This is a genomic window from Agromyces albus (assembly GCF_004134825.1).
GTDB classification, from domain to species: domain Bacteria; phylum Actinomycetota; class Actinomycetes; order Actinomycetales; family Microbacteriaceae; genus Agromyces; species Agromyces albus.
The window spans coordinates 129646-156385 of record NZ_SDPN01000005.1 but is presented as its reverse complement, the minus strand read 5'-3'; the positions used below and the strand labels follow the sequence as shown (position 1 = coordinate 156385).

At 69.4% G+C, this 26740-nt stretch carries 28 protein-coding genes; 15 read left to right on the top strand and 13 right to left on the bottom strand.

The annotated features are described in order from the left end of the window. The 3 genes from ESP51_RS04700 to ESP51_RS04690 all read left to right on the top strand — a co-directional run. Positions 1–618, top strand: a 618-nt coding sequence (locus tag ESP51_RS04700; RefSeq protein ID WP_164990402.1) for a PucR family transcriptional regulator, incomplete at its 5' end; no start/stop codon positions are given. A 93-nt stretch (positions 619–711) separates the two neighbouring features. Further along, positions 712–1170 carry a VOC family protein gene (locus tag ESP51_RS04695; RefSeq protein WP_129519724.1) on the top strand — a complete coding sequence of 153 codons (459 nt, stop codon included), beginning with the start codon at positions 712–714 and terminating at the stop codon, positions 1168–1170. 12 nt (positions 1171–1182) lie between these two features. After that, the gene (locus ESP51_RS04690; RefSeq protein ID WP_129519723.1) at positions 1183–1902 is read left to right on the top strand and encodes a winged helix-turn-helix transcriptional regulator; all 720 of its coding nucleotides are present in this window, start codon (positions 1183–1185) and stop codon (positions 1900–1902) included. Positions 1903–2157: 255 nt separating this feature from the next. On the opposite strand, the gene ESP51_RS04685 is transcribed toward ESP51_RS04690, so the two are convergent. Further along, entirely contained in the window at positions 2158–2517 is a 360-nt protein-coding gene (locus tag ESP51_RS04685) for a cupin domain-containing protein (protein WP_241842976.1), read from the bottom strand. Continuing rightward, positions 2514–3956, bottom strand: coding sequence for an NAD(P)/FAD-dependent oxidoreductase (locus tag ESP51_RS04680; protein ID WP_129519722.1), 1443 nt, complete (start codon positions 3954–3956; stop codon positions 2514–2516). The genes ESP51_RS04685 and ESP51_RS04680 overlap by 4 nt, the downstream gene beginning before the upstream one ends. A gap of 142 nt (positions 3957–4098) precedes the next feature. Between ESP51_RS04680 and ESP51_RS04675 the strand changes: the two genes are divergently transcribed. Then, entirely contained in the window at positions 4099–4887 is a 789-nt protein-coding gene (locus ESP51_RS04675; protein WP_129519721.1) for a glycoside hydrolase family 16 protein, read from the top strand. 17 nt (positions 4888–4904) lie between these two features. On the opposite strand, the gene ESP51_RS04670 is transcribed toward ESP51_RS04675, so the two are convergent. From ESP51_RS04670 to ESP51_RS04645, 6 genes are all read right to left on the bottom strand, one after another. Continuing rightward, entirely contained in the window at positions 4905–5432 is a 528-nt protein-coding gene (locus tag ESP51_RS04670) for an RNA polymerase sigma factor (RefSeq protein ID WP_129519741.1), read from the bottom strand. Further along, a complete protein-coding gene (locus ESP51_RS04665; protein WP_129519720.1) occupies positions 5432–6094 on the bottom strand; it encodes a hypothetical protein in 663 nt (220 codons plus the stop codon). The genes ESP51_RS04670 and ESP51_RS04665 overlap by 1 nt, the downstream gene beginning before the upstream one ends. A 91-nt stretch (positions 6095–6185) precedes the next feature. Continuing rightward, positions 6186–6596: a hypothetical protein gene (locus tag ESP51_RS04660; RefSeq protein WP_129519719.1), complete on the bottom strand. Its 411-nt coding sequence runs from the start codon at positions 6594–6596 to the stop codon at positions 6186–6188. A 65-nt stretch (positions 6597–6661) separates the two neighbouring features. Further along, a complete protein-coding gene (locus ESP51_RS04655) occupies positions 6662–7576 on the bottom strand; it encodes a phosphotransferase (RefSeq protein ID WP_129519718.1) in 915 nt (304 codons plus the stop codon). A 97-nt stretch (positions 7577–7673) separates the two neighbouring features. Further along, a complete protein-coding gene (locus tag ESP51_RS04650; RefSeq protein ID WP_129519740.1) occupies positions 7674–9188 on the bottom strand; it encodes a helix-turn-helix transcriptional regulator in 1515 nt (504 codons plus the stop codon). 97 nt (positions 9189–9285) lie between these two features. Further along, the gene (locus ESP51_RS04645; RefSeq protein ID WP_129519717.1) at positions 9286–10239 is read right to left on the bottom strand and encodes a TIGR03557 family F420-dependent LLM class oxidoreductase; all 954 of its coding nucleotides are present in this window, start codon (positions 10237–10239) and stop codon (positions 9286–9288) included. Between the two features lie 248 nt (positions 10240–10487). Here ESP51_RS04645 and ESP51_RS04640 point away from each other — a divergent pair, with 248 nt between their 5' ends. The 9 genes from ESP51_RS04640 to ESP51_RS04600 all read left to right on the top strand — a co-directional run bounded on the left by ESP51_RS04640 (position 10488) and on the right by ESP51_RS04600 (position 18425). Beyond that, the gene (locus ESP51_RS04640; RefSeq protein ID WP_129519716.1) at positions 10488–11270 is read left to right on the top strand and encodes a hypothetical protein; all 783 of its coding nucleotides are present in this window, start codon (positions 10488–10490) and stop codon (positions 11268–11270) included. Next, positions 11270–11701 carry a phage holin family protein gene (locus tag ESP51_RS04635; RefSeq protein WP_129519715.1) on the top strand — a complete coding sequence of 144 codons (432 nt, stop codon included), beginning with the start codon at positions 11270–11272 and terminating at the stop codon, positions 11699–11701. The genes ESP51_RS04640 and ESP51_RS04635 overlap by 1 nt, the downstream gene beginning before the upstream one ends. Further along, positions 11698–12267, top strand: a complete 570-nt coding sequence (locus tag ESP51_RS04630) for a DUF3618 domain-containing protein (RefSeq protein ID WP_129519714.1) — start codon at positions 11698–11700, stop codon at positions 12265–12267. The genes ESP51_RS04635 and ESP51_RS04630 overlap by 4 nt, the downstream gene beginning before the upstream one ends. Positions 12268–12388: 121 nt before the next feature. Beyond that, positions 12389–12868 carry a hypothetical protein gene (locus tag ESP51_RS04625; RefSeq protein WP_129519713.1) on the top strand — a complete coding sequence of 160 codons (480 nt, stop codon included), beginning with the start codon at positions 12389–12391 and terminating at the stop codon, positions 12866–12868. A gap of 78 nt (positions 12869–12946) precedes the next feature. After that, positions 12947–13432 carry a nucleoside deaminase gene (locus ESP51_RS04620; RefSeq protein WP_129519712.1) on the top strand — a complete coding sequence of 162 codons (486 nt, stop codon included), beginning with the start codon at positions 12947–12949 and terminating at the stop codon, positions 13430–13432. A gap of 239 nt (positions 13433–13671) precedes the next feature. Then, positions 13672–14994 (top strand): isocitrate lyase, encoded by a 1323-nt coding sequence (gene aceA, locus ESP51_RS04615; protein WP_129519711.1) that lies wholly within the window; start codon positions 13672–13674, stop codon positions 14992–14994. A 120-nt stretch (positions 14995–15114) separates the two neighbouring features. Beyond that, positions 15115–16812: a malate synthase A gene (aceB, locus tag ESP51_RS04610; RefSeq protein ID WP_241842974.1), complete on the top strand. Its 1698-nt coding sequence runs from the start codon at positions 15115–15117 to the stop codon at positions 16810–16812. Between the two features lie 58 nt (positions 16813–16870). Further along, the gene (locus ESP51_RS04605) at positions 16871–17482 is read left to right on the top strand and encodes a GNAT family N-acetyltransferase (protein ID WP_241842973.1); all 612 of its coding nucleotides are present in this window, start codon (positions 16871–16873) and stop codon (positions 17480–17482) included. Positions 17483–17525: 43 nt separating this feature from the next. After that, positions 17526–18425 carry a bifunctional helix-turn-helix transcriptional regulator/GNAT family N-acetyltransferase gene (locus ESP51_RS04600; protein WP_129519710.1) on the top strand — a complete coding sequence of 300 codons (900 nt, stop codon included), beginning with the start codon at positions 17526–17528 and terminating at the stop codon, positions 18423–18425. A gap of 5 nt (positions 18426–18430) precedes the next feature. Here the strand turns inward: ESP51_RS04600 and ESP51_RS04595 are convergent, their stop codons facing one another. Beyond that, positions 18431–19864 carry an MFS transporter gene (locus tag ESP51_RS04595; RefSeq protein ID WP_241842972.1) on the bottom strand — a complete coding sequence of 478 codons (1434 nt, stop codon included), beginning with the start codon at positions 19862–19864 and terminating at the stop codon, positions 18431–18433. Between the two features lie 56 nt (positions 19865–19920). Between ESP51_RS04595 and ESP51_RS04590 the strand changes: the two genes are divergently transcribed. Continuing rightward, positions 19921–20880, top strand: a complete 960-nt coding sequence (locus tag ESP51_RS04590; RefSeq protein ID WP_129519709.1) for an ArsR/SmtB family transcription factor — start codon at positions 19921–19923, stop codon at positions 20878–20880. A gap of 6 nt (positions 20881–20886) precedes the next feature. Here ESP51_RS04590 and ESP51_RS04585 read toward each other — a convergent pair whose 3' ends face one another. The 4 genes from ESP51_RS04585 to ESP51_RS04570 all read right to left on the bottom strand — a co-directional run bounded on the left by ESP51_RS04585 (position 20887) and on the right by ESP51_RS04570 (position 25216). After that, positions 20887–22458, bottom strand: coding sequence for a phenylacetate--CoA ligase family protein (locus ESP51_RS04585; protein ID WP_241842971.1), 1572 nt, complete (start codon positions 22456–22458; stop codon positions 20887–20889). Beyond that, complete coding sequence (locus tag ESP51_RS04580) at positions 22455–23483, bottom strand: nitroreductase family protein (RefSeq protein WP_129519708.1); 1029 nt, start codon at positions 23481–23483, stop codon at positions 22455–22457. Before ESP51_RS04580 ends, ESP51_RS04585 begins: the two co-directional genes overlap by 4 nt. Positions 23484–23561: 78 nt before the next feature. After that, a complete protein-coding gene (locus ESP51_RS04575; RefSeq protein ID WP_129519707.1) occupies positions 23562–24536 on the bottom strand; it encodes an NADP-dependent oxidoreductase in 975 nt (324 codons plus the stop codon). A gap of 110 nt (positions 24537–24646) precedes the next feature. After that, positions 24647–25216, bottom strand: a complete 570-nt coding sequence (locus ESP51_RS04570) for a YqaJ viral recombinase family protein (protein ID WP_241842979.1) — start codon at positions 25214–25216, stop codon at positions 24647–24649. Positions 25217–25505: 289 nt separating this feature from the next. Between ESP51_RS04570 and ESP51_RS04565 the strand changes: the two genes are divergently transcribed. After that, positions 25506–26720 carry an aminotransferase class I/II-fold pyridoxal phosphate-dependent enzyme gene (locus tag ESP51_RS04565; RefSeq protein ID WP_129519705.1) on the top strand — a complete coding sequence of 405 codons (1215 nt, stop codon included), beginning with the start codon at positions 25506–25508 and terminating at the stop codon, positions 26718–26720. Positions 26721–26740 lie beyond the last annotated feature (20 nt).

Here is a 26740-nt window from a genome sequence, read left to right as displayed (position 1 = left end):
GCCCGCGCGCTCGGCAGCCGGGCCGTCGCCGGTGCCGCGCCCGAACGGATCCTGCCCGCGCCCGCGTGCATCGTGCTGCTCTCCCTGCCCGGCGGCGTGGAGCTCGACGACGCCGCGGCGCGCGGCTTCGCCCGTTCGCTCACGGACGGCGATGCGGCATCCGCCGATCGTCTCGTGCTCTCGATCGGCACGCCCGCTGCCGGTCTCGACGAGTTGCTCGGCTCGGTGCAGGAGGCGATCGACCTCGCCCGCGGCCCGGTCGCGCGGGGCACGCGCGGCCCGGTGCTGCGCCGCGCCGACGACCGCCCGCTCATGCGGCTCGTGACCTCGCTGCGCGACGACCACCGGCTGCAGCGGCACGGCGAGCGCATGCTCGCGCCGCTCATCGAATACGACCTCGCGCGCGGCGGCGACCTGCTCGACGTGCTCGGCGCGATGCTCGCCCACCCCGGCAACCGCACCGCAGCCGCCGCCGCGAGTCACCTCTCGCGGTCGGTGTTCTACCAGCGGCTCGGGCTCATCGGCGACCTGCTCGGGGTGAACCTCGACGACGGCGAGACGCTCACCGCGCTGCATCTCGCGCTGCTCGTGCGGCGCAGCGCCCCGGTGGTCGAGTAGGCCGCGAAGTTACTTGCTATTGACAAGTGCACTTGCAAAGAGCAAGCTAATTCGTGCAACGCCAATTCCGACCGATTCGAACTGGAGTCACTGATGCCCACCTCAATCTTCGTGAACCTGCCGACGACCGACCTCGAGCGGTCGAAGGACTTCTACACCTCGCTCGGGTTCAGCATCAACCCGCTCTTCACCGACGAGAACGCGGCCTGCGTCGTGCTCGACGACAACATCTACTTCATGGTGCTCACTCGTGAGTACCTCGGCACCTTCACCGACAAGCAGATCATCGACCCGAAGACGCACGCGCAGGTGAGCCTCGCGTTCACCCGCGACTCCCGCGACGAGGTCGACGAGGTGCTCGCCAAGGGACTCGCCGCCGGCGGCAGCGAGCCGCGCGAGGCGCAGGACTACGGCTTCATGTACTCGCGCGACCTCGAAGACCCCGACGGCAACATCCTCGGGTTCCTCTTCATGGAGCCCGCGGCCGCCGAGAAGGGCCCCGAAGCCTACCTGGCCGAGCAGGGCGCTACGGCCTCGTCGGCCTCGGCCTGACACGTCGACCACGTGGCCACTCGCGGGGCACGCGGCTTCGGCCAGTACAGCGGCACGGCTCGGGCGCTCGAGCGGGTCGGCGATCGGTGGGCGCTGCTCATCGTTCGCGACCTGCTCGTCGGCCCGCGCCGGTACGGCGACCTGAAGTCGGGGCTCCCGCGCATCCCCACGAACATCCTCAGCGACCGGCTCAAAGAGCTGCAGGAGTCGGGCGTCATCCGGCGCGTGCCGACGGTGCGGGGCGGGTACGAGCTCACGGCCCTCGGGCAGGCACTCGAACCTGTCGTCGTCGCCCTCGAGCGGTGGGGCTGGTCGGTGCTCGGCGAGCCGGCCGAAGGTGACCTGATCACCCGCGACGCGTTGACCGTGGCGCTCCGAGCGGCGTTCCGGGCGGATGCCGCAGCCGGGATGCCGCCGACCGAGTACGTGCTGCACGTCGGCGACGTCTCCGTGGTGGCGGTCGTCGTCGACGGCACACTCGACGTCGTGCCGATCGGCCCGGGCGCGCTGCCGCAGCCTCAGCGCAAGCGCACGCCCGAAGCGGCGTTCGAGTCGCAACTCGAGCTCATGATCCATCCCGCGGGATTCCGCGATCTGATCTCCGGCGCGCTAGAGCCGAGCGACGTGTCGATCCTCGCCGGCGACACTGAGGCGCTGGTGCGCTTCACGCGCACCTTCCGCATCGAGCCGGCCGGTCCGCCGACGGAGGCCGCCGCGGCATCCGCCGCCTGAGGCGCCCCTCGATGGTTCGCCCCGGTGGTTGAGTAGGCAGCGAAGCAGCCGTATCGAAACCACCCGAGCGATCGAGCGTGGCCTCGATACGCGTCGCCGTCGGCGGCGCTACTCGACCACCGGAGTATGTGTTCACCGAGTCTCGTGTGAGATCCGCCTCATGTGAGGCGGGATTGACATGAGCAATCGGGAACTCATGCGTCCGACCGGGTTCGAGAGTCGCCTCCGGCGGCGGCACTCGACCACCGGGGCGGGTCAGGGCGTGACGTAGAGCTTGCGCAGGGTCTGCCGCACCGTCCAGAGGGTGCGCATGCCCGCCTCGAGCCGCACGACCGAGCCCGGCGCCAGCACGATGGGGTCGGCGATCGGATGCTGGAACTCCACCGTCGCAGCACCTGAGAGCACGATGAACACCTCGTCGGCCTCGATGTCGCGCATCGCGCCCGGCGTCATCTCCCACACGCCGACGATCCGGCCGTCGGTCGAATCGAGCACGTGAAGTCCAGTGGTGGGCCCACCCGCGACGACCTGCTCGGCCGGCACGGGCTCGTGCTCGAGGGCGATGGCTGCAGCATCCGTCACCGTGCCCGCGTCGAGCCGGATCTCGCCGTTCACGAGTCGAACCCCAGTCCGAGCGCGTCGAGCGTCTTCAGGAGCACGTTGCGCTTGCCGCCGGTGTGGTCGGCGCGGTCGAGCGACCAGCGGGTGGCGTTGATGCCGAGCGCGGCGGCCGGCTCGGGTGGGAACGGCAGCGGCCGATCGCGCACCATCTCGAGTCGCGTGCGTTCGGTCTCACGGCGCTCGAGGCGATCGAGCATGACCTCGGCGGCGAAGCGCGTGGCGGCGACGCCGAGTCCGGTGAATCCTGCCGCGTAGGCGACGCGGTCGTCGCGTGCCGTGCCGTAGAACGCGCAGAAGCGCGTGCACGTGTCGATCGCACCGCTCCACTGGTGGCTGAAGCGCAAGCCCTCGAGCTGCGGGAACGTCGTGAAGAAGTGGCTCGCGAGGCGCGCGAACGTGTCGGGCCGGCGCTCGTACTCGTCGCGCACGCGACCCCCGTAGTGGTAGATCGCGTCGTATCCGCCGAAGAGGATGCGGTTGTCGCGCGAGAGCCGGTAGTAGTGGAACTGGTTCGCCATGTCGCCGATGCCCTGGCGGTTCGACCAGCCGATCGCCGCGAGCTGATCGGCCGAGAGCGGCTCGGTCATGAGCACGTAGTCGTAGACCGGCACGGTCATGAGCGTGTTGCGCTTGAGGAGTGAGGGGAACACGTTCGTCGCGAGCACCGCGTGCTCGGCGACCACCCGGCCGCCGTCGGTCACAAGGGTGACCGCTCCCGTCGAGCCCGGCGTGTCCATGCCTCGCACGGGGGAGCGTTCGAAGATCTCGACGCCGAGCTCCTCTGCGACCCGCGCGAGTTCGACGGCGAGCTTCGCGGGGTGCAGCGTCGCACTCGTGCGCGTATGCCAGGCGGCACCGAGATAGGTGGGCGAGTCCACCTCGGCGCGGGTCTCGGCCTCGTCGAGGAACCGAACGGTCGCGTCACCGCGCGCCGCGGCATCCGCTGCCGATTCAAGTAACCACTCGAGCTGGTGCGGCTCGACGGCGACCTCGAGCGAACCGCTGCGCTCGAACTCGAAGTCCATGCCGTACTCGGCCTCGGCCGCCTCGATCGCATCGAGGTTCTCGAGGCCGAGCCGGTCGAGCGTGTCGAGCTCATCGGGCCAGCGGGCGAGGCCGTTCTCGCGACCGTGGGTGAGGCTCGCCTCGCAGAAGCCGCCATTGCGGCCGGATGCCGCCCAGCCGATCGTCTTCGCCTCGATGAGCACGACGTGCGCGTTCGGGTTGCGGCGCTTGGCGAGCACCGCAGTCCAGAGCCCGGTGTAGCCGCCGCCGACGATCGCGAGGTGCGCGACCCGCTCGCCCGAGAGCTTCGGGCGCGCGGGAACGCGGCCGAGGTCGTCGAGCCAGAACACCGATTGCGCGGTGTGCTCGAGCGAGTGCTGCACGACGGATGCCGCTGGCCGGCGCCGTTCGAATACGGTCGTTCCCACTGGGATCACTCCATCGCGGTCTGGTACTCCATCCTCCCGCGCGGCGAGGCGGACGCGCCAGCGGCGCGGTGTCCCGACATCCGCTCGCCGCCGGACAGGGTGGCCGGATGCCCCGTGTCGGTGGCACCTGGCACGATGAGGTGTGCCCGAGACGATCGACTACGCCCGCTACGAACTCGAGTTCGACGCCGACTTCTCCGGCCCCGACCTCGACCCCGCCCAGTGGCTGCCGCACTACCTGCCGCAGTGGAGCAGCCGCGACGCCACTCGCGCACGCTACGACGTGGGCGACGGACTGCTCACCCTGCGGGTCGACGCCGACCAGCCGCCGTGGTCGGCGGAGTACGACGGCATCGTGCGGGTGTCGAACCTGCAGACCGGGGTGCGATCGGGGCCGGTGGGCAGCCGTGAGGGGCAGCATCCGTTCCGCGACGGACTCGTCGTGCGCGAAGCGCAGCGCGAGCAGCGGCTGTACACGCCGCAGTACGGCATCATCGAGGTGCGCGCGGCCGCCAGTGCCGACCCCGACAGCATGGTCGCCCTCTGGATGATCGGTATCGAAGACGTGCCCGAGCACTCCGCCGAGATCTGCGTCATGGAGATCTTCGGCAGCGAGGTGACGGATGCCTCGGCGCTCGTCGGCATGGGCGTGCATCCCTTCAACGACCCAACGATCGCCGACGACTTCGAGAAGGTTCCCGTCGAGCTCGACGTGCGCGACTTCCACGACTACGCCATCGAGTGGACGCCCGGCGGCGTGCGCTTCTTCATCGACGGTCAGCTCGTGCGTTCGACGACCCAGTCGCCCGACTACCCGATGCAGCTCATGCTCGACATCTTCGACTTCCCGCCCGAGGCGGGTGGCGCCGACGCCGGCGCATACCCGAAGGAGTTCCGCGTGCAGCGGGTACGGGGGTTCCGGAGGCGCTGAGCGCTTGCATCCTGCGTTCATGGTGTCCTCCATTCGTATTCGTGCTCGCGGAGGAGTTCGCGGAGCTGAGTCCGGGCGCGTTGGTAGCGGCCGCGCGCGGTCGATTCGCTGATCCCGAGGATCGTGGCTGCGTCGGGCAGGGTGAATCCGTCCCACAGCACGAGTCGTACGAGTTCGGATTGATCGGCCGGGATCGCGTCGAGCGCGGCGCGGATGTCGAGGGTCTCCGTGTCGACGTGCTCGGTGGGAAGCGTCTCGAGATGTGCGCGCAGCTTGTGGGTGAGATCGGAATGACGGATGGCGCCGCGGGCGGCGTTGGCGAGCACGCGCCTGGCGACTCCGAACAGCCACATCCTTGCTTGCTCGGGCTCTGCCGGCATCCGGTCGCCTCGCCGCCACGCGACCAGGAACGTCTCGCTGAGCAGATCTGCGGCATCGGCTGGAATCTGTACTCGGCGGCCGAAGTAGCTCAGCAGGTCGGCGGCGTTGGCCAGGTAGGCGCTCTCGATGTGATCTTCTTGCGCTGAGCGGCGCCGTCGCCGCATCACTGTGCCGGGCCTTCGGTCGCGCCGTCGCACGGCCGTGCTGCTACTTCCAGTCCGACGCCGTGCGTGAGGTGGCCCGCCTGCTCGAATTCGGCAGAGATGCGCTCGCCCATCACGTGTGTGGCCGCCACTGAATAGGTTGGGGGCGGCGGGGTGGCACCGGATGCGATGCTCGCTGGGTCGGTGAATGCGGCGCGTCGTTCGACCTCGAGTTCGTACTCGACTTCGATCTCAGCGCTGGTGATGGATGCGATGAGCGGATCCCAGTCGTGTTCCGCGAGGAACTTCCGCGCCGCCTCGGTGCGCCGGTCGACTTCCTCGTCCGACACGTCGTGGTCGCGATAGTAGGGCTGCACGCTGAAGAAGACCTCGCACAGTCCGAGTTCCGTACCGTCTTTCAACTCGAAGCTGCGCTGCGCGACGACATCCGGTGTCCAACCCAGCCAGTCGAAGACAGCCGGCCCTGCCGTCGCAGCCGTGACGCCGAGCCCGACAACGCTGATCCCGAGCGCAGCGCCGGTAAGGAACCTCCGGAGACGCGATACCCGGGCGCGCTCGCGAGATCCTGCAACCACGGCGCGCGCCACGGCTTCAGCCTTGTCCGCGGCGGCTTGCTCGGCGCCCAGCGCCCGCGGCGCAGCGCCCCGCACCGCCTCATCCAACCAATCCATCAGCCTGCCCCTTCGCGGAGTGTCCTCATATAGGACATGTCCGGAATGGGCGGATTCTTAATTCGTCGAGTGACTCCAGGTTCTAGCCGGCCGTGAACACGTTCGGCGAGATCTCCTCGGCTCCGGTCGGTGCCGGGGCGCCATCTGGCCGGATCTCATACGTGCCCGACGGCCCGCTGACGGCCGTGAGTCCGCCACCTTCGCCGCATCCGACGACCCATTCTTCGTTGTTCGGGTAGATCACGAGGCAGATCGCGGAGTTGTCACCTCTTGCCAAGTAGAGGCGATCGCCGTCATGCTCGCCCACGAAGCGGCTCGTCGTCGGATCCAGGCTGTCATCGGCGTAGTCCGGCAGATCCTTCGGGAGGGCGTCGCCGGCTTCCGCCGCGCGATCCAAGACGGCGAATCCCGATGCGGGACTGATGCAGCCGGCAAGCCCCATTCCTGCGAGCAGGACAACGGCAACGACCGACGCGAGCTTCAACGCTGACACAGTCGAGATACTGCCACGGATGTCACGAATGCTGACTCAGGCTCAGCGGGCGCCTCGGCGAGTCGTCAGGAGAGCGCGTCGACGTTGTGCAGGTAGGCGATCCAGCTGTTGCATTCGTCCACATGCGTCAGACCGATGGCGGGTGCGGCCCACATGATGAAGGCTGCGGCGTCGACCATTCCCGCCAGGTCGAAGGCGACCGGCAGCAGCTCGCGCTCGGCATCGGACAGGGCCCTCGTCCGCTCATATCCGGCTACCGCAGCGTCGGCGAGATCGCGCGGCAGCCGCCGGTCGGGGTCGTCGACGGCGAGGTAGTGGAAGACGCGCGCCAGGTCGATGACGAGCGGACCGTGGTTGAGCTCGTCGAAGTCCAGCACTGCGGTCACCTCCCCGTCGGCGACCAGGAGGTTCTGGCGGTGTAGGTCATGGTGGAGCGGACCGGAGGGCAGCTCGTGCAAGCGTTCCAGCTCTTCGCTTCGGCCTTCGAGGAAGTCCCGTACGCGATCGTGCCAGTCGTCGACGCCGTCGAGCTCGGGCCGGGACGCCAAGCCCTGGTGGAGGAGGCCGAGGCGGTCGATCACCGGAATCCGCTCGTCGGTCCAGTCGGCGGTGAGGAGGTGCATCCGGGCCAGCAGCCCACCGAGCTGCCCTGCCAGCGGCGCGGTCATCTCGGGCGGGACGTCGCCGGGCACCCACGGGAAGACGGCGATCGGGCGAGCGGCCTCGATCACCAGCTCACCTGAGGCGGTGTGAAACGGTGCCGGCGTCGGGTACCCGTTCTGGCCAAGGAACGCGACCAGCCGGAGCTCGGCGCGGATCTTCTCGATGCCCGACACCCGGTACTCCCGCAGCACCACCTCGCCTTTGTCGGTCGCGATGCGGAAGTTGCCGTTGTCCTCGCCGCCTTCGAGCGGCTTCGGATCACCGGTTGCGTGGAGGCCGTACTCGGCCAGGATCTTGGGGAACTCGATCTGATGCATCACTCAGCTCGATCAGTGACCGGCACGACAGCGTACAAATGGCTCATTGATCCCATAGCGGGAGGCTATCGCCCGCTTCGCGAGCCGGCACAGCTCCTCATCCGCGCGGCGCGTGCGCCTCGAGGAACTGGTACACCTCGGTCTGATCGACGCCGGGGAAGGTGCCCGTCGGCAACGCTGCGAGCAGCGAGGTCGGGGTGCGTGCAGCGGGCCAGGACTGATCGGCCCACCGCTCGGCGAGCGCACCCGGTGCGCGGCGGCAGCAGGTCTCATCGGGGCAGCGCGACACGGCGCGGTGCGAGGTCTCCCGGCCGCGGAACCACTTGACGTGCTCGAAGGGCACGCCGACCGACACCGAGTACTCGCCCTCCTTGGCCTTCTCGATGCGCGACGTGCACCAGAACGTGCCCGAGGGTGTGTCGGTGTACTGGTACCAGGGGCTGAAGCGGTCTTCGACGTCGAACACCGTGCGCGCCGTCCAGTTGCGGCAGACGGTCGTGCCCTCCACTGCACCCAACGCATCCGACGGGAAGCGAACGGCGTCGTTCTCGTACGCCTTGATGATCGTTCCCGACTCGTGCACCTTCATGAAGTGCACGGGGATGCCGAGGCGAGCCGTCGCGAGGTTCGTGAAGCGGTGCGCGGCCGTCTCGTACGACACCGCGAACGCGTCGCGGAGCTCCTCCATGGAGATGCGCCGCAGGTTCTTCGCCTCGGTGAGAAAGCGCACGGCGGCCTGCTCGGGCAGGAGGATCGCCGCGGTGAGGTAATTCGTTTCGATGCGCTGGCGCAGAAATTCGCCGTAGTTTCTCGGCTCCTCGTGGGCGAGGATGTGGCTCGCCAGCGCCTGCAGGATCGGCGAGCGGGAGTCGCGTGAGGGCGACTGCTGCGTGGGCAGGTAGATGCGGCCGTGGCGCTTGTCGGTGACCGATCGCGTCGAGTGCGGCAGGTCGCCGACATAGTGCAGCGAGTAGCCCAGGTGGCTCGCCATGTCTGCGACGAGCTGGTGCGACACCGGCCCGCCCGCATGCCCCACGGCCTCGAGCAATTCGGCCGCCTTCGCCTCGAGCTCGGGATAGAAGTTGTCGCGAGCGCGCATCTCGGCACGCAGCTCGGCGTTCGCGCGACGTGCCTCCTCGGGCGTCGCGGCACGCTCGCGGTGCAGGCGATCGATCTCGTTGTGCAGCGTGAGGATGGTCTGCAGCGTCTGGTCGTTGAACGCCTTGCCGACGCGGAACGGCGCGAGTCCGAGCGCGGCGAAGACGGGCCCGCGCTGGGCGCGCTCGACGGCGATCTCGAGTGCGGCGCGCTGGCTCGGGGCATCCGTTCGCAGCAGTTCATCGACGCTCGTGCCGAGCGCGAGGGCGATCGTGCGCAGCATCGAGAGGCGCGGCTCGCGCTTGCCGTTCTCGATCGACGAGACCTGCGAGGGGGCGCGGTCGATCGCCGTGGCGAGTTCGCCGAGCGTCATTCCGAGCGCGGTGCGGCGTTCGCGGATGCGCCGGCCGAGCGTGAGCGCGTCGACCTCGTCGGGCTCATGGCCGTCGGCACCCGAAGGCGCGGCAGGGGCGGCTGCGAGAGCCGTCTGGGTGGTGCGATCGGCGATGACCATGTCTCCGATGGTCACACGGGTGAGCGGATGCCGCAAACAGAAGAACGGCGAAAGTTCTGCGGACGGCGACGCGACCGGCCGCCGAGCGCCGCCGCGCTCACCCACTCAGTGCGGGTTTGAGCTCCCGGGCGAAGAAGTCCATGAAGCCGTCGACATCCGGGCCCGAGTTCGCAAGCACGACGTGGTCGTAGCCCACGCGCTCGTACTCGCCGATCGCCTCGAGGTGCTTGGCGGCATCCGGTCCGCACGGCAACTTGGCAGCCACGTCCTCTTCTCGGATCAGCGCCGACGCGGCTTCGAAGTTCGCCGGGTTGGGCAGTTCGCTCATGACCTTCCAGCCGGTGAGCGACCAGCGGGATGACTCGTGGGCGGCGCGCACCGCCGACTCCTCGTCGGGCGCCCACGCGAGTCCGACCTCGCCATAGCGCGGTCCGTCGCCGCCGGCCGTTCGATACGCCTTGAGGATCGAGGGCTTCGCCTCGTTGCCGAACAGGCCGTCGCCGAGTTCGGCAGCGAGCCTCGCGGCATCCGGTCCGCCCGCAGCCACCGCGATCACCGGGAGCTCCTCGGGGAGGTCGAAGACGCGAGCGTCCTCGAGGCGGAGGTACCTGCCCCGATACGAGTGGTAGCCGCCCGACCACAGCAACCGGATGATCTCGAGCGCCTCGTGGAGCATCGCCTGGCGCTCGGCGACCGCCGGGAACCCGCTGCCGACCACGTGCTCGTTCAAGCGCTCGCCGGAGCCGACGCCGAGCGTGAACCGGCCGTCCGAGACGAGCGAGAGGGTCGCCGCGGCCTGGGCGATGATCGCCGGGTGATACCGCAGCGTCGGGCAGGTCACCCCGGTGGCGAGACCGAGCGAGTCCGTCGTCGCGGCGATGGCCCCGAGCACCGTCCATGCGAACGGGGAATGCCCCTGCGAGTCGAGCCACGGATGGTAGTGGTCGCTGATCTCGACGAAGTCGAACCCCGATTCCTCGGCGAGGCGTGCCTGACGCACGAGTTCCTGCGGTCCGAAGCCTTCTGCCGAGAGTTTGTAGCCGTACTGCATGATGGTCGTCTCCCTTCGACAGGGGCGACGTTACGCCCGCGGCATCCGTGCCGGCAGCGGTTGCATGCGGGGTCGGATGCCGCCACAATGCGCCGCGATCCGCTTGCGTTATACGCCGCGGTTCTCGAACTCGCAAGGGCCTTCTCCAGCGAGGACCGCCGACCTACCGTGTCGGTACCTACCGGTGTTCCGCGGCCTCGCCGCGGGCGCAGGCAACCCGAGAAAGCGAGTCGACGATGACGAACAGCATGTCTCCAGACGCCCCCACGCCTCCCACCGGAACCCCACCGAGCGGCACTACGCCCACCGGCACGACGCCGCCGACGGGCACCATGCAACCCGCCGGCACGATGCCTCCCGCCGGCACGACCGCGGGAACGCCGCCCGTCGGCACTACCCCTGAGCTGCGCGAGGAAGCGGCGATGCTCGCGGAAGACGCCGGAAAAGCAGGCCGGCGCGTGGCCGACGTCGCGAAGGAGGAGACGAAGTCGGTCGCCTCCGAGACGCGCCGTCAGGCTCGGCAGCTCGCCGACCAGGCGAGCAACGAACTCCGCGACCAGGCCGCCGTGCAACAGCGACGCGTCGCGAGCGGCTTGCGAGCCGTCGGCAGCCAGTTCTCCCAGATGGCCGAGAGCTCCACGGAGTCGGGGTACGCCACCGATATCGTTCGGCAAGCTGGCAACAGCGCCGATGAGGTCGCCCGATGGCTCGACGCCCGCGACCCGGGATCCCTGCTCGAAGAGGTCAAGGGGTTCGCCCGGCGCCGTCCGGGCGTGTTCCTCGCGATCGCCCTCGGCGCCGGTGTCATCGCGGGCCGGATGACCCGGGCCCTCACGGCCCCCGCCGAGGATGAGCTCACGAGCGGCACATCACGGGGCGGCCTGCCAACGGGCACGGCGCGCCCCCGCGCCGCAGTGCCGACGAGCCCGAGCACGCCGATCTTCACCGAGGACACGGATGCCGCCACGGCGCCGTTCCCCGGAGAGCGCTTCGGCGGAACGGGCTCCACTCCACCGAGAGGCGGGTTGTGATGACGAACAACTTGGACGCCGACCTGCCGACCCCGTCGGAGCAACACGCCGCGAACACGTCGCTCGGCGACCTCATCGCCGAGGTCAGCAGCGACGTCTCGACACTGATGCGGCAAGAGGTCGAACTCGCCAAGGCCGAGATCAGGCAGACGGCGATCCGCGCCGGGAAGGGCGCCGGGATGTACGGCGCAGCCGGCGTGGCCGGACTGCTCACCGCGCTCTTCCTCTCGATCGCGGTGTGGTGGGGCCTCGGCTACCTCATCGGCAACGCCTGGTCGGCCGTGGTCGTCGCGGCCATCTGGGCGATTGTCGCGGTCGTGCTCGCGCTCGTCGGCAAGAGGGAGTTCGACTCCGTCGACGGCATGCCGAAGACCGTCGACAGCATAAAGAAGATCCCGGACACGTTGAAAAGGAATGAGGAGAACCGATGAGCGACCCAAGTGAGATCCGCTCCGACATCGAGCGGACTCGACGAGAACTCGGCCAGGACGTCGACGCGCTCGCCGACAAGGTCAATCCGGCGAAGATGGCGCACCGCCAGACCGACAAGGTGCGACGTGCGGTGAGCAGAGTCACCGATCGGGTGATGGGCACCGCCTCGGATGTCGCCGAGTCGGCCCACGACGCGATGGACACCGCCGGTGAAGCCGTCGCCGAGGCACCGCAACGCGTGACCTCGGCAACGAGGGGCAACCCGATCGCTGCCGGCCTCATCGCCTTCGGTGTCGGTTGGCTCCTCTCGTCGCTCGTACCGGCCTCGAAGCCCGAGCGCGACGTCGCCGAGAAGGCGAAGGAAGCGGCAGCCCCGCTCGTCGACGAGGTGCGCGACGTGGCGAAGGAGTCGGCCGACCACTTGAAGGAGCCGGCACGTGAGGCCGTCGACGCCGTGAAGGAGCGTGCAGCCGAAGCGGTCGACACCGTCAAGCAAGAGGGCGGCGCCGCGGCATCCGAAGTGCAGAGCGAGGCCAAGCACGCGGCCGAGCGACGGATGGAGTGAAGCGGCTGGCAATGGCACCGGCATGGCGCGCTCGAAGAGGAGCGCGCCATGCCGCGCGTCATGCTTGGATAGCGGGTGGACGTTCGCGGAGTGGCCGCGGCCTCAATCGAACTGGAAGACCGTGCCCAAACGCCGAATCATCGCCCTCGTCCCCCTTGCCCTCTCCGCGTTGCTGCTCGCCGGCTGCGCCGCGAGCAGCCCCGCCCCTGAGAAGGCCGAAGAGGTTGCGACCGTCGAGACGGAAGCTCCCGTGGCCGTCGAGCAGACCAAGCAGGAGGCCTGCGACATCATGGCCGCCGGCACGCAGGAGCTCGCCGCTCTGAACACCCCAGAGACGATGTCGACCTTCACCTCCGATCCAGCCGCAGGAATCGCCCTGCTCGGCTCCGCCGAGGCCGCGCTCGTCGGGAGCGCTGCTGAGGTGACCAACGCCGAGGTGCTGCCGGGCGCGACCGAGTTCACCACAGCGGCCACCGACTACTTCGGCTACGTGCGGACCATGGCCCAAGACCCGGCGAACGCCGACACGTCGGTTATGGGGGAGAAGATTCAGATTCTCATGGACGGAATGATCGCGCTGACCGAGGTCTGCGCCGCCTGATCGGCTCTCGGCTGCAACAGCCGCAACACGCGTGAGGGGTGGCTATCGCCACTCCTCACTGCGAGGCAGACTCGAGTCATGGCCATCACCGAGTCCGACCTCGTCCATCTTCGCCGCGTCGTCGAGCTCGCGCGGGAAGCCGCCGACGCGGGTGACGGCCCGTTCGGGTCGGTGCTCGTCGACGCCGCCGGCATCGAACGGTTCGCCGACCGCAATCGGGAGGCGAGCACTGGAGACCCGACTCGGCATCCGGAGTTCGAGATCGTGCGATGGGCGGTCACCCACCTCACGCCGGAGCAACGCGCGAGCGCGACGGTGTACACCTCGGGGGAGCACTGTGCGATGTGCTCGGCCGCGCATGCCTGGGTCGGCCTGGGCCGCATCGTGTACGTCGCCTCTGGCCACCAGATCACGGCGTGGCGCGCAGCAGTAGGAGCCGCACGCTCGCCCGTGGCGACCCTGCCGATCACGACGGTCGCACCTGGGCTCGCGGTCGAGGGTCCGGTCGACGAGCTCGTCGACGAGGTGCGCGTGCTCATCGAACGGCACGCCCGGCGCAACTGACGCACGCGCTCCGGTCGGCGTGCGAGTGATGCGCCGAGAGGGCGCGCCGTGTCGGAATAGACCAGCCAATCCGACACGAAGCGCGCTTTCGAGCCGCGAAGTTCTGTAACGCGGAAGAACCCGGGAAGTTCACCCCCTGGATCGTCGGATCGGGGTGCTCCGCCGACCGCAGAGTGGGAGGCAGACCACCGAGGCCGCCGCACCAGGCGGTCGACCGGCACCACCGAAGGAGCACGAAGATGAGCACCGTCCGCCCCGGAGACCAGACCCAGACCGCTGCCGAGCTGCAACTCGAGTGGGACGCCGACGCCCGCTGGGACGGCGTCAGCCGCGACTACACCGCCGCCGACGTCATCGCCCTCCGCGGCCCGGTGCGCGAGGAGCGCACGCTCGCCAAGCGCGGCGCCGAGAAGCTCTGGCAGCTCGTCCAGGAGAACACCGGCACGGCGTTCACGCCGCAGGCCGACCCGAAGTGGGCCGCTGCCCTCGGCGCCCTCACCGGCAACCAGGCCGTGCAGCAGGTGCGCGCCGGCCTGCAGGCGATCTACCTGAGCGGCTGGCAGGTCGCGGCCGATGCGAATCTGAGCGGCCAGACCTACCCCGACCAGTCGCTCTACCCCGCCAACTCGGTTCCGGCCGTCGTGCGCCGCATCAACAACGCGCTGCTGCGCGCCGGTCAGATCGAGCAGGGCACCGACGACCGCGACTGGATGGCGCCCATCGTCGCCGACGCCGAGGCCGGCTTCGGCGGGCCGCTCAACGCCTATGAGCTCATGGGCCAGATGATTGAGGCAGGCGCAGCCGGCGTGCACTGGGAGGACCAGCTCGCGAGCGAGAAGAAGTGCGGCCACATGGGCGGCAAGGTGCTCGTGCCGACGTCGCAGCACATCCGCACGATCAACGCGGCGCGCTTGGCGGCGGATGTCGCCGGCGTGCCGTCGATCATCATCGCCCGCACCGACGCGCTCGCGGCGACCCTCATCACGAGCGACCACGACGAGCGCGACCGGCCGTTCGTCACAGGGGAGCGCACCGCCGAGGGCTTCTACGAGGTGCAGAACGGCATCGAGCCGGTCATCGCCCGCGGCCTCGCCTACGCCGAGTACGCCGACCTGCTGTGGGTCGAGTCGGCCGAGCCCGACCTCGACCTCGCCCGCCGATTCGCCGAGGCCGTGCACGCGAAGTTCCCGGGCAAGCGCCTGAGCTACAACTGCTCGCCGTCGTTCAACTGGAAGCGCCACCTCGACGACGCCCAGATCGCGACCTTCCAGCGCGAGCTCGCGGCGATGGGCTACGCGTTCCAATTCATCACCCTCGCGGGCTTCCACGCCCTCAACCACTCCATGTTCACGCTCGCGAAGGACTACAGCGAGCGGCACATGAGCGCCTACGTCGAGCTCCAAGAGGCGGAATTCGCCTCGGAGGCATCCGGATACACCGCCACGCGCCACCAGCGCGAGGTCGGCACCGGCTACTTCGACCGCATCGCCACCGCGCTGAACCCCAACAGCGCAACGCTCGCCCTCGTCGGATCGACCGAGGAAGAACAGTTCAGCCATTGAACGCTCACCCCGGATTTGCATGACTTCGGCCGCATTACATGACGTCTACGACTGCAGATGTCATGCAAATGCCCAAATGTCATGCAAACCCGGGATGGCGGACGAGAAGGAGACACGACCATGAACACCACGCCCAGCATGACCATCGAACGCACGGATGCCACGCCCATCGCCGCGCGTGCAGCACACGCTGCACATCCCGCGACGGGCAGCTTCCAGACCGTCGAACCCCGCATCGAGGTGAGCGCCCCCCTCGGCCCGCGATACGCCGAGATCCTCACTCCCGAAGCGCTCGAGTTTCTCGCCGAGCTGCACGACCGCTTCGCGAGCACCCGCCACGAACTGCTCGCCGCTCGCCTGCAGACCCGCGTCGACGCCGCGAACGGCCGTGATCCGAAGTTCCTGCCCGAGACCGAGTCGATCCGAAGTGATCGCTCATGGCGCGTCGCGGGCGCCGGCCCCGGCCTCGAAGACCGCCGGGTCGAGATCACCGGCCCGACCGACCGCAAGATGGCGATCAACGCCCTCAACTCGGGCGCGAAGGTCTGGCTCGCCGACCAGGAGGATGCCACGAGCCCCACGTGGGCGAACGTGATCGAAGGCCAGCTCAGCCTCTTCGACTTCCTGCACGGCGAGCTCGAGTACACGAGCCCAGAGGGCAAGCAATACCGCGTCACGGCCGAGGAGACCCCGACGATCGTGATGCGGCCCCGCGGCTGGCACCTCACGGAGAAGCACCTGAGGTTCCACGACCGGGCGGGACGCGCCATGCACGCCTCGGGATCGCTCGTCGACTTCGGCCTGTACTTCTTCCACAACGCGCAGGCGCTCATCGCCGCGGGCCGGGGGCCATACATCTACCTGGCCAAGCTCGAGTCGCACCGCGAGGCGAAGCTCTGGAACGACATCTTCGTCTTCGCGCAGCAGCGGCTCGGCATCCCGAAGGGCACGGTGCGTGCCACGGTGCTCATCGAGACGATCCAGGCCGCATTCGAGATGGACGAGATCCTCTATGAGCTGCGCGACCATTGCGCCGGCCTGAACGCCGGCCGCTGGGACTACATCTTCTCGATCGTGAAGACGTTCCGCTCGCGCGGCCGCCGCTGGGTGACGCCCGACCGCAAGTCGATCACGATGACCGTGCCGTTCATGCGCGCCTACACCGAGCTGCTCGTCGCAACCTGCCACAAGCGGGGAGCACATGCCATCGGCGGCATGAGCGCGTTCATCCCCAACCGGCGCGACCCGCAGGTGACCGAGCGCGCGCTCGCCGCAGTCGCCGCCGACAAACGCCGCGAGGCATCCGACGGCTTCGACGGCACGTGGGTCGCGCATCCTGACCTCATCGCGACTGCTCGGGCGGAGTTCGACGCGGTGCTGGGGGAGCGGCCGAACCAGGTCGACCGCCTGCGCGACGACGTCGAGGTGACGGCGGCGCAACTGCTCGACATCCCGTCGATCGGCGGGCATGTCACCGAGGGCGGCGTGCGCGACAACGTCTCGATCGGCATCCGCTACATCGAGTCGTGGTTGCGCGGCACCGGTGCCGCGGCGATCGACAACCTCATGGAGGATGCCGCGACGGCCGAGATCTCGCGCTCGCAGATCTGGCAGTGGCTCAACGAGAACACCATCACGGCCGAGGGCACCCGCATCGACCACGCGTGGATGGAGGGGCTCGTGGCATCCGTCATCGCCGGCCTGCCGCGGTTCGACGGCGACCGCTTCGACGACGCGATCGAGGTGTTCCGGCACGTCGCGCTCGAGCCGGAGTTCCCGACGTTCCTCACGCTGGGGGCGTACGCGCGGTACCTCTGACACCCTTGAGGGGCGAGCGCGTCGATTTGCGACACGTCGGGCACGATACGGTGCTCGGATGTCGCGAATCGACGCGCTCGCGCTGCGGGATCATCCCGCCGGGCTGCCGATGCGTCTGGAAGAATCGATGATCGTGCAAGTGATCTCCATTCGGGCGGCCGGGCGAGCGGATGCCGCGGCGCTCGCCGAGCTCGCCGCCGAGACGTTTCCGCTCGCATGCCCGCCCCGCACGACCGCTGAGGCGATCGCCGCGTTCATCGCCGAGCACTTCACGGTCGCCCGCTTCGAGGCGCACCTCGCCGACGAGCGCCGGTCGATCCTCGTCGCAGAGGGTGACGGCCGGCTCGTCGGCTACTCGATGCTCATCAGCGGCGAGCCGGGCGACGCCGACGCTGCGGCCGCGCTCACCCGCCGGCCGGTCGTGGAGCTCAGCAAGTTCTACACTCGGGCGCTCGCGCACGGCACGGGAGTCGCCGCGCCGCTCATGTCGGCGACGCTCGGCGCCGCGGCGGCCACCGGCGCATCGGCGGTGTGGCTCGGCGTGAACGAGGAGAACGCCCGAGCGATCCGCTTCTACGAGAAGCACGGCTTCGCGAAGGTCGGGCGCAAGCACTTCACGGTCGGCGGCCGCGTCGAAGACGACTGGGTCCTCGAGCTGCCGCTCGACTGAAACGCTCTTGCCGTCAGCCAGATAGCTGACTACGGTCAGAGATATGACCGACCAGCAGCTCGACCGCGCCTCGATCGATCGCGTCCGCGCCTTCAACCGCGCCGTCACGGCGCGGATCGGAGCCCTCGAAGACGAGTACCTCGGCAGCGCTCGATCGCTCGGCGCCTCCCGCGTGCTCTGGGAGGTGCACGACGACGGCGTCGACGTGCGCGAGATCCGCGAGCGCCTCGAGCTCGACTCCGGCTATCTCAGCCGGTTGCTCCGGTCTCTTGAGCGGGAGGGCCTCGTCGGCCTCGCGGCATCCGCTGCCGACTCCCGCGTGCGCACGGCGCGTCCGACCGAGGCCGGCCGGGCCGAGCGGGCCGAGCTCGACCGGCGCAGCGACGAGCTCGCGGCATCCCTGCTCGCACCCCTCAGCCCTCGCCAGCGTGAGCGACTCGTCGAGGCGATGGGCACGGCGATGCGCCTGCTCGAGGCGGGCCTCGTGACCGTCGAGCCAGCGGATGCCGCGTCCGACGACGCTCGCGCGTGCCTGTCGGCCTACTACGCCGAGCTCGCCCGGCGCTTCCCGGGCGGCTTCGACCCGGCGCAGAGCCTCCACCCCGACACCCGGGAGTTCGCCGAGCCGAGCGGCCGGTTCCTCGTTGCCCGCCTGCACGGCCGGGCGATCGGATGCGGCGCCGTGCTGTTCCACGGCTCCGAACCCGCGTATATCAAGCGGATGTGGGTCGACGACGACGTGCGCGGCATGGGGGTGGGCCGGCGCATCCTCGAGGCGCTCGAGCAGACCGCGCGCGAGCATGGCGCGACATCCGTGACCCTCGAGACGAACGCGAGCCTCACCGAGGCGATCGCGATGTACCGCGCGGCCGGGTACGTCGAGGTGCTCCCGTTCAACGACGAGTTCTACGCCGACCACTGGTTCGAGAAGCCGCTCGAATAGGTGCCCTACGCGGCGGCAGCCGCGGTGCGCGCCGCACCACGCGCGATCGCCCACGTGCCGAGCCCCGAGGCGAGGAACACGCCCGCGAGGATCGCCCACCCGCCGAAGCCGAGCGAGAGCGCGGTCGAGGTGACGAAGAGGGGCGCCACCATCGCGCCGAGCGAGTAGCCCATCGAGAACACGCCCTGATAGGTGCCGGCGCGCACGGGGTCGGCGAGTTCGAAGCTGAGCCCCCACGCGCCGGCTTGCGAGAGCACCTCGGCGAACGCGTGCGCGACGGCGGCGAGCACGATGATCGCGATCGCGAAGCCGACAGGGAGGCCGGCCGCGGCGGCGTAGACGAGGCACGCGGCCGCCATGAGCCACGCGGCGATCGCCGAGACCCGGCCCGCGCGGCGCAAATCGTGCGTGCCCCGGGAGAGGGGCACCTGGAAGATGATGACGATGACCGTGTTGAGGATCAGCACGGCCGCGACGAGCACCTCGGGCGCGGCCGTCTCGTTCGCGATCCAGAGCGGCACGCCCACCTCGCCAAGTCCGAACTGCATGCCGAAGACCGCGGTCAGCACGGTGAATCCGAGGTAGCGCGGGTCGCGCCAGGGTGAGTGGCGACGAAGGGCACGGCGCTCGGCGACGGCGGATGCCGCGACATCCGTCGACCCGGTCTCGGTCGTCACGGGCGGCGCGGCAGGTGGCGTCGACGCGTCGACGGAGGTCGGGAGCTTCACGAGCTGCGCGAGGCCGAGCAGGTACATGACGCCGGCGCCGACGATGATCCAGCGGTAGGCCTCGGCGGTTCCGGCGAGCAGGGCGATCGCCCCGATGCCGGAGCCCACGGCGATCGCGAGGTTCGTCACCGTGCGCAGCACGGCTCGGGCGTGCACCCGGGCGTCGGCGTCGAAGGCTCGGGCGATGATCGCCATGCGGGTCGAGTTCGTGGCCTGCCCGATGGCCCCGACCGCGACGGCGATGATGAGGGCGCTCGTGAAGTCGCCCGCGAAGACGTAGCAGATGAGGCCGATGGCCTCGAGGGTCGTGAGCACGAGGAGCAGGCGCCTGGCGCTCAGGCGATCGGCGAGCCAGCCGCCCGCGAGCGACGAGAGCACGCCCGCGGCGCTCGCGGCGCCGAGCACGATCGCGACCTCGTGCGGTGCGAGCCCGACGATGAGTGTGAAGTAGAGCACGGTGACGGTGAGGAAGACGCCGCGTCCCACCCGGCTGATGAGCGTGGCCGTGACGAGGATGCGCAGTACCGGATCGGCGACGGATGCCGCAAGGCGGGCGCCGAGGCCAGGTCGACGGCCGTTCGGGGTACCGGGGGCCGCAGCATCCGGTGCATCCGGTGCATCCGTGGCATCCGCTTCGTCGAAGCTCGCTGCGGCGCCGTCGAGTTCGGGATCGATGATCGGAAGGGTTCCGGTGTCAGGGCTGGTGCTCACTCCTCAGTTCTGTCAGAGGGCAGTGCGGCGTCGAAATCGATGTAGCGTAGTGCTTCATGTTGCGCTACCTGCTGACCGAAGACGACGTCGGCGCGGTGCGCTTCGGCATCTCGCCGCTCTGCGAGCTCGGCCTGTCGATCCGCGCCATCGCCGACCCCTCGCGCTTCCCCCTGCAGGTGGGCTGGCTCCGCCGCACCGAGGCCGCCCGCGAGCGACTCGATCAGGTCGCGCTCCTGGCCCTCATCGACGAGCGCGGGTGGACCCCCGACTTCCTGAACCCGCGCCCGAGCTCGCCGCTGACGCGCCTCGACGACGAGCTCGCGGCGTTGCTCGCGATGCCGGCGGAGGTGTTCCGCGATGATCTCGTCGCCGTGTTCGGGCAGGTGCCCGACGTGTTCGCGGGTTCGACGACCAGGGCCCTTCGTCGCGTCGTCGCGGCCCTCGGCCAGCTGTGGGAGACGTGCTTCGAGCCGTACTGGCCGCGCATGCGCGCCGTGCTCGAGGCGGACATCGTCTACCGGGGCCGGCAGGTGTCGCAATCGGGGCTCTCGGCCATGCTCAACGGGCTGACGTCGCGGATCTCGTACGACCACGGGGTGATCGAGATGCGGATGGCCGACCCGCGGCCACGAGTGCGTGCCGTCGGCGGCGATGGCCTGACCCTCGTGCCGACGATGTTCACGAGACGCGGCTCCGCTCCGGTCGGTGACGGCCCGCCGATGGTCCTGTATCCCGCCCGCGGGCAGGGCGCACTCTGGGAGACCGAGCGGGTCGCGAACCCTGCCGCCGTCGCGGCGATCCTCGGCGAGACGAGGGCGAGCCTGCTCGCCGCCCTCGGCGACCCCGCTTCGTCGACGGAGCTCGGCGTGCGCCTCGGGGTCACGGCGTCGGCCGTCAACCAGCACTTGCGCGTGCTCCGCGACGCCGGCCTCCTCGTGAGCACTCGCTACGGGCGCAGTGTGCTCTACCTCCGCAGCGAGCTCGGCACGGCGCTGCTCACCTCACGCGCCGGCTGAGATCGACTAGCGCTCGGCGGGGTGGCTGAGGTCGACGTCCCACTCGGCGAGGTCGGCGGCCTCGAGCTGCCACACGTACTCGTTCTTCAGCTTGCGTCCGTCGCCGGAGAACGGCCCCGTGCGGTGCGGGTAGAACGCCACGGTCGGCATCGTGTGATCGGGGGCGGTGAGGATCGCGTTGTTGAAGTCCGCGTTCAGGGCGCGAAGCTCGGCGATGATGTGGGTGCGGTACGCGGCCTCGTCGATCGGCACGGCGGTCGCGGCATCCGTCAACTGCAGGGCGATGTGGAGCTGGCGGTCGCCGCGTTCGTCTTCGAAGCTGATGAGCCGGTGGTTCTCGACCGCCTGGAGCAGCTTCGGGTCTCCGTAGATGACGTCGCGAAGGGCATCGGGGGCGACGACGGCACCGTTGTAGTCGACCGAGAGGTCGCTGCGGCCGTAGTGGAACAGGAGCGGCAGGTCGAGGAACTGCTGGCGCACCAGCCGGTGCAGGCCGAACTCCTCGAGGATCGGCGTGAGCTCCCGGATGCGCATGACGTGCCCGCGATCGTGGATGTTGTAGCGGATGCGCGGGTTGATGTTCTGCTTGCGAACGATCGTGACGACGAGCTCGCCCGATTCGTTCGTCTCGATGAGGTAGTCGAACGGGTTGAACTGGAACACCATCGGCATCACCCCGTACTCGGCCTGCTTGGTGATGCGCTTGGCGAGCTTCGGGCTTGCGGCGATGGCCTTGCGGAGCTCGACCGTGTAATCGGTCTCGATCGCGATGTTGATCTCGAGGTCGGAGGCGCCGTACGACCCGAACGCGCTGTGCGCGTAGCGCAGGATGTGTGCGCGCATGTTCTCGCTGATGCCCTCGCCGCCGAACGCCGCCACGATGTCGTACTGCTCCCAGTCGAGGCGGGTGTCCTCGAAGAGCGCCTTCAGGAACGGCGGATAGCTCAGGATGATGTACGTGTAGTCGGTGCCGAACTCGGCCATCGTCTGGATGATCTTGTTGCGGTCGGGCCCGATCGACTTGATCATCGTGACCTCGGTGAGGCTCGTCGTGACGTTCATGCCCGTCGCCCAGGCCCCGAGCGAGAATGCGTTGAGCACGAACGGCTGCTTCTTCAGCGTGCGCGCCGTGCGCCAGAAGCCGACCTGGAGGAGCTGCCTCGTCGCCAGGCGTTCGTCGGGGCCGCGCACCCAGCTCGTCGGCGTTCCCGAGCTGCCGGATGATTCGTCGACGACGACACCGCGCCGCGGCAGTCGTCCACCGACGCTGCGCTCGGGAATCGGCCAGCGCTTGATGTAGCTGTCCTTGTCCATCTCGGGCAGCGCCGCGAATGCCGCGCTCAGGTCGCCCTTGGGCCGGAGCTTGTGCGGCGTGCCTCGCTCGCCGAGGAACGCCCGATAGGCCGGCACCCGGCGTGCCGCGAACTCGAAGGTGCGCCACGCCCGCCAGCGACCGAGCGTCCAGCGCAGCGGCTCGATTCCCGGACCGAGCAGCACCTTGTGCGTGTGCACGCTGCGGGTGAACAGCCGCACGACGGCGTCTTGCGCCCAGACGAAGGCGAAGATGAACGGTTTCACGCGGGTTCCTCTCGAAGGAGCATCGCGGCAGCAGGACGCCGGTGCGCGAAGGGCGGCTCGGCGGAGTGGCCGAACCGGAACAGCATCCACGCCATGCGTCCATCCGTCTCGACAGCGCCGACGGCTTCAGCGAATCGCACGTGGGAGTCGGGGTTCGTGATGACGGTGCCGAACGGGTGCAGCCGCACTCCGTACAGCGTGAACTCCAGCCACACCCGCATGAACGCGCGACCGGCCTCGACGTAGTCGGCGGGGCCCTCGAACGGGCCGGTCAGCCAGCCCAGTTGGCGCACCCCACGCATGGTGTTCAGGTAGATCGAGCGGATGATCGGCCCGACGACGGGCGCCGACCACCACTCGCGGTGGGCCATCGCGAGCTTCAGGATGCCGCCGGGCATGAGCATGGTCTCGGCCGACAGCCCGTCGGCTGCTGCCGCCGCCTCAGCGCGTGAGAAGCGCAGCCAGTGCATGATCTCCGCGTACACCGCGTCGTTCTGCAGGTCGGAGAACAGGGTCGCCTGGTTGATGTGCACGAGGTCGTGCACCGTGTGCTCGTCGGCGGTCGTCTCGAAATGCTGCCCGCTCGCAGCCGCGACGTCGCGGACCCGCGCGATGACGTCGGGCGGAACGAGGGTGCGATCGTAGGGCCGCCGCGAGGTGCGTCGTGCGCGAAAGGCCACCAGCCGGCGGGATGCCTCGGCGGTGACCGGCGCGGGTTCGAGACGTACCGTGCCGATCAGGTGCCGGCGATCTGCGGCGGCGAAGTCCATGTCGGCGTGCCGGAGCTCTTCGACCACGGTGAAGCCACGGCCGGCGGCAACGGTGGCGAGGCTCTCGAGGAAGACGCCGGCGCACACATGGCCGAACGGAATTCCGAACGACTCGGCCGGAAGCCCGAGGTCGAGGTCGTAGAACACCCGTGCCTCGCGGTCGCCGATCGGCCGCACCTTGATGGGTTGGGAGTTGTGGGGCGACGGGTAGCGCCGTGCCTCTTCGATGAGGTCAGGCCACGGCGACGTCGTCATGGGGACATCCTGACACCTCGGCCGGGATTCGACGCCATGGACGGCACGCGGGCTGACGAGCGATCCGCCGCCGATCGCTCACTCGGGATCGGGCGCGACTCGCAGCACGAGCTTGCCGCGCACGTGGCCGCCCTCGAGCACGCGATGCGCCTCGGCGCCCTCCTCGAGCGGGAACTCCTGCTCGACGTGCACGCGCACGGCTCCGTCGTCGATGAGCCGCGTGATGACCGCGAGAGTGCGCGCGTCGGGCGAGACCGAATAGCCGGTGGCACGGATGCCGCGAGCCGCTGCATCTTCGGCCATCGAGGGCCACGACCCGGTCGGCACGGTCACGATGAGACCGTCGGGACGCAGCGCGTCGAGCGAGCGGGTGCTCGTGTCATCCGTGCCATTGCCGATGAGGTCGATGACGACATCTTGGTCGTGCGCGACCCGCTCGAAGCGTTCGCGCTCGTAGTCGATGACGTGCCTGGCGCCGAGTGCCCGCACGAGGTCGGCGTTGCGGGCCGAACAGGTGGCCGTCACGTTCGCGCCGAAGTACGACGCGAACTGCACCGCGAAATGGCCGACGCCGCCGGCGCCGGCGTGGATGAGCATCCGCTGGCCGTCGTGGGCGCGCGCCGTGTCGATGACGGCGCCCCATGCGGTGAGCGCGGCGAGCGGCACGGCGGCCGCCTCGACGAAGCCGAGCGTCGCGGGCATCGGCGTGATGCTCATCGACGAGACCGACATGAACTCGGCATAGCTGCCCCCGAGTCGCGGCACGCGACCCATGCCGTACACCCGATCGCCGGGTTGCAGCGGGTGGTGCGCGTATGGCACCGTCTCGACGACACCGGAGAAGTCGTTGCCGAGCACGGCGGGGTAGCCGGGGATCGCCGCAGACACTCCGCGGCCCGCGCGAGTCTTCATGTCGATGGGATTCACGCCCGCGGCGACGACGCGCACGAGCACCTCGTCGCTCACGCGCCGCGGCACCGGCACCTCGGCGAGGTGCAGTTCGTCGGGCCCCCCGACCCGATCGATCACCAGGGCACGCATCGTCTCGGTCATCCGCTACCTCCTGAGCACCATTCTGACTCTCCACTATGCTGCACTCCGGGTCGCCCGGCGTGGCGATTCGCTGAGCCGTCAGTCGCGTCGCAGCCGGCGCCCGACCTGGGTCATCGAGCGCGGCCGGCCGTGCTCGCGTGGAGCTCGTCGATGAGCGCGTTCGCGAGGTGCACGAGGATCGCGATCTGGTCGTCGTCGCGGTCGACCCAGCGGCACTCGGGCTCTTCGGCCACGGGCACGAAATCGTCGTGGCGTTCCCACACCACGAGCGTGCGCTCGGCGCCGAGCACGTACTGCTGCCACCACACCTGCCGGAGATAGCCGCGCGGGATGCCGCGCCACGGCTTCGACGTGGTCTTGATCTCGCACAGCTGGAGCTCGCCGTCGGGAGCGACGCGGAGCCCGTCGGGAGTCGCGAGGTGCCGGCGCTCGGTCGCGGAGTGGAAGAGCAGCGACGACGGCTCGATGCCGTGCGTGCGGCGCACCCACTCGGCGATCACGGGCTCGCGTTCACGCCCGTGGTCGGTGTAGCGGCTGCCGCCGAAGCTCGAGCCGTATCGCTTCTCCCACGCGGCAGAGCGAACGGATGCCCGTGACGCGAGCTTCGCGACATCCGTCGCCGTGATGCCGCGAGAGCGAGCCCGCAGCCAGGCCACCCGATCGCTCGAATCGGCCACGATCCGCGTCTCGTGAGGGTGCCGCGGAGGTGCCTCGACGACCGCCGTCGAGCCCTCGAGATCGAAGAGGGCGAAGGGCGTATCGGGCACCCCCCGAGCGTACCGCCCGCCCACCACAGCGGCCTGCCGAGCCACGCGGTTCGGCGATCGCGGTGGCAGGCGTCGGAATGACGATTCGCAGGTGCTCCACCGACGAAATGAACAGGGCGCGGCGCGAGACGGAGCGGAGTATTCTGGCGGCGGCAACCGGGCCTCGCGCGAGAGGTCCCCTGCCGATCCCCAAGGGGGACTCATGGACGAGAATCACATTTCCGAGCGGGTCGCGACGGTCGCCGCCGCAACGCCCTTCCAGTTGCTCTTCGAGTTCTACCGGCGCTCCGGCTACCAGGAGCGCCGGCATCAGCCGGGCGTGCTGGACTTCACGTTCGGCGATCCGCATGATCCGCCGTCCACTGCCTATGTCGAGATCCTGCGTGAGGCCCTGGTCCCGCAGCACGAGCTCTGGTTCGCCTACAGGATCGGCGACCCGAAGGCGATCGAGGCGGCGACCGAGTCGCTTCGGCGGCACACCGGTCTTCCCTTCGAAGCCGACGACCTGCACCTCACGACGGGCGGGTTCACGGCGATCTCGGTTGCGCTGAAGCTCGTCGGCGATCCGGGAGACGAGGTCGTCTACAGCCTGCCGCCATGGTTCCTCTACGAGCCGATCCTGCTGGAGGCGGGCCTCGTGCCGGTGAAGGTGTCGATCGACCGCACGACCTTCGACCTCGATCTGGATGCGATCGCGGCAGCGATCACGCCGCGCACGCGCATCGTGATCGTCAACAGCCCGAACAACCCCACCGGCAGGATCTATCCGGTCGAGACGCTCCAACGGCTGGCTGCGCTGCTCGAAGAGGCCTCGGAGCGCAACGGACGCCGCATCTACCTCATCTCCGACGAGGCCTACAACCGCATCGTCTTCGACGGCGCGCGCTTCCACACTCCCGTCGAGTTCTACCCGTGGAGCTTCCTCGCCTACAGCTACGGCAAGACGCTGCTTTCGCCGGGCGAGCGCATCGGATACCTCGCGGTGCCGCCGACCATGCCCGACCGCACTGCGCTGCGAGATGCCATCGAGGCGTTGCAGATCTCCGGCGGATGGCTCTTCCCCAACGCGTCGATGCAGTACGCGCTGCCGCAGCTCGAGACGCTCGCCTTCGACATCCCCCTGTTCCAGCGGAAGCGCGACGTGATGGTGGAGGCGCTCGTCGGCATGGGCTACCGGGTCAACGTGCCCGAGGGCACGTTCTACCTCTTCCCCGAGTCACCGCTGCCCGATGATGCGGAGTTCGCCGCGATCCTCGACCGTGAGAACGTACTGGTGCTGCCCGGCCGGATGTTCGAGACGCCCGGCTTCTTCCGCATCTCGTTGACGGCGACGATGGAGACGATCGAGGCGAGCCTGCCCCGGTTCGAGGCAGCGATGGCACGGGCGAGGGAGCTCGCCGTGGGAGCCGCGCGCTGAGCAGGCTCCCTCGACCCCAC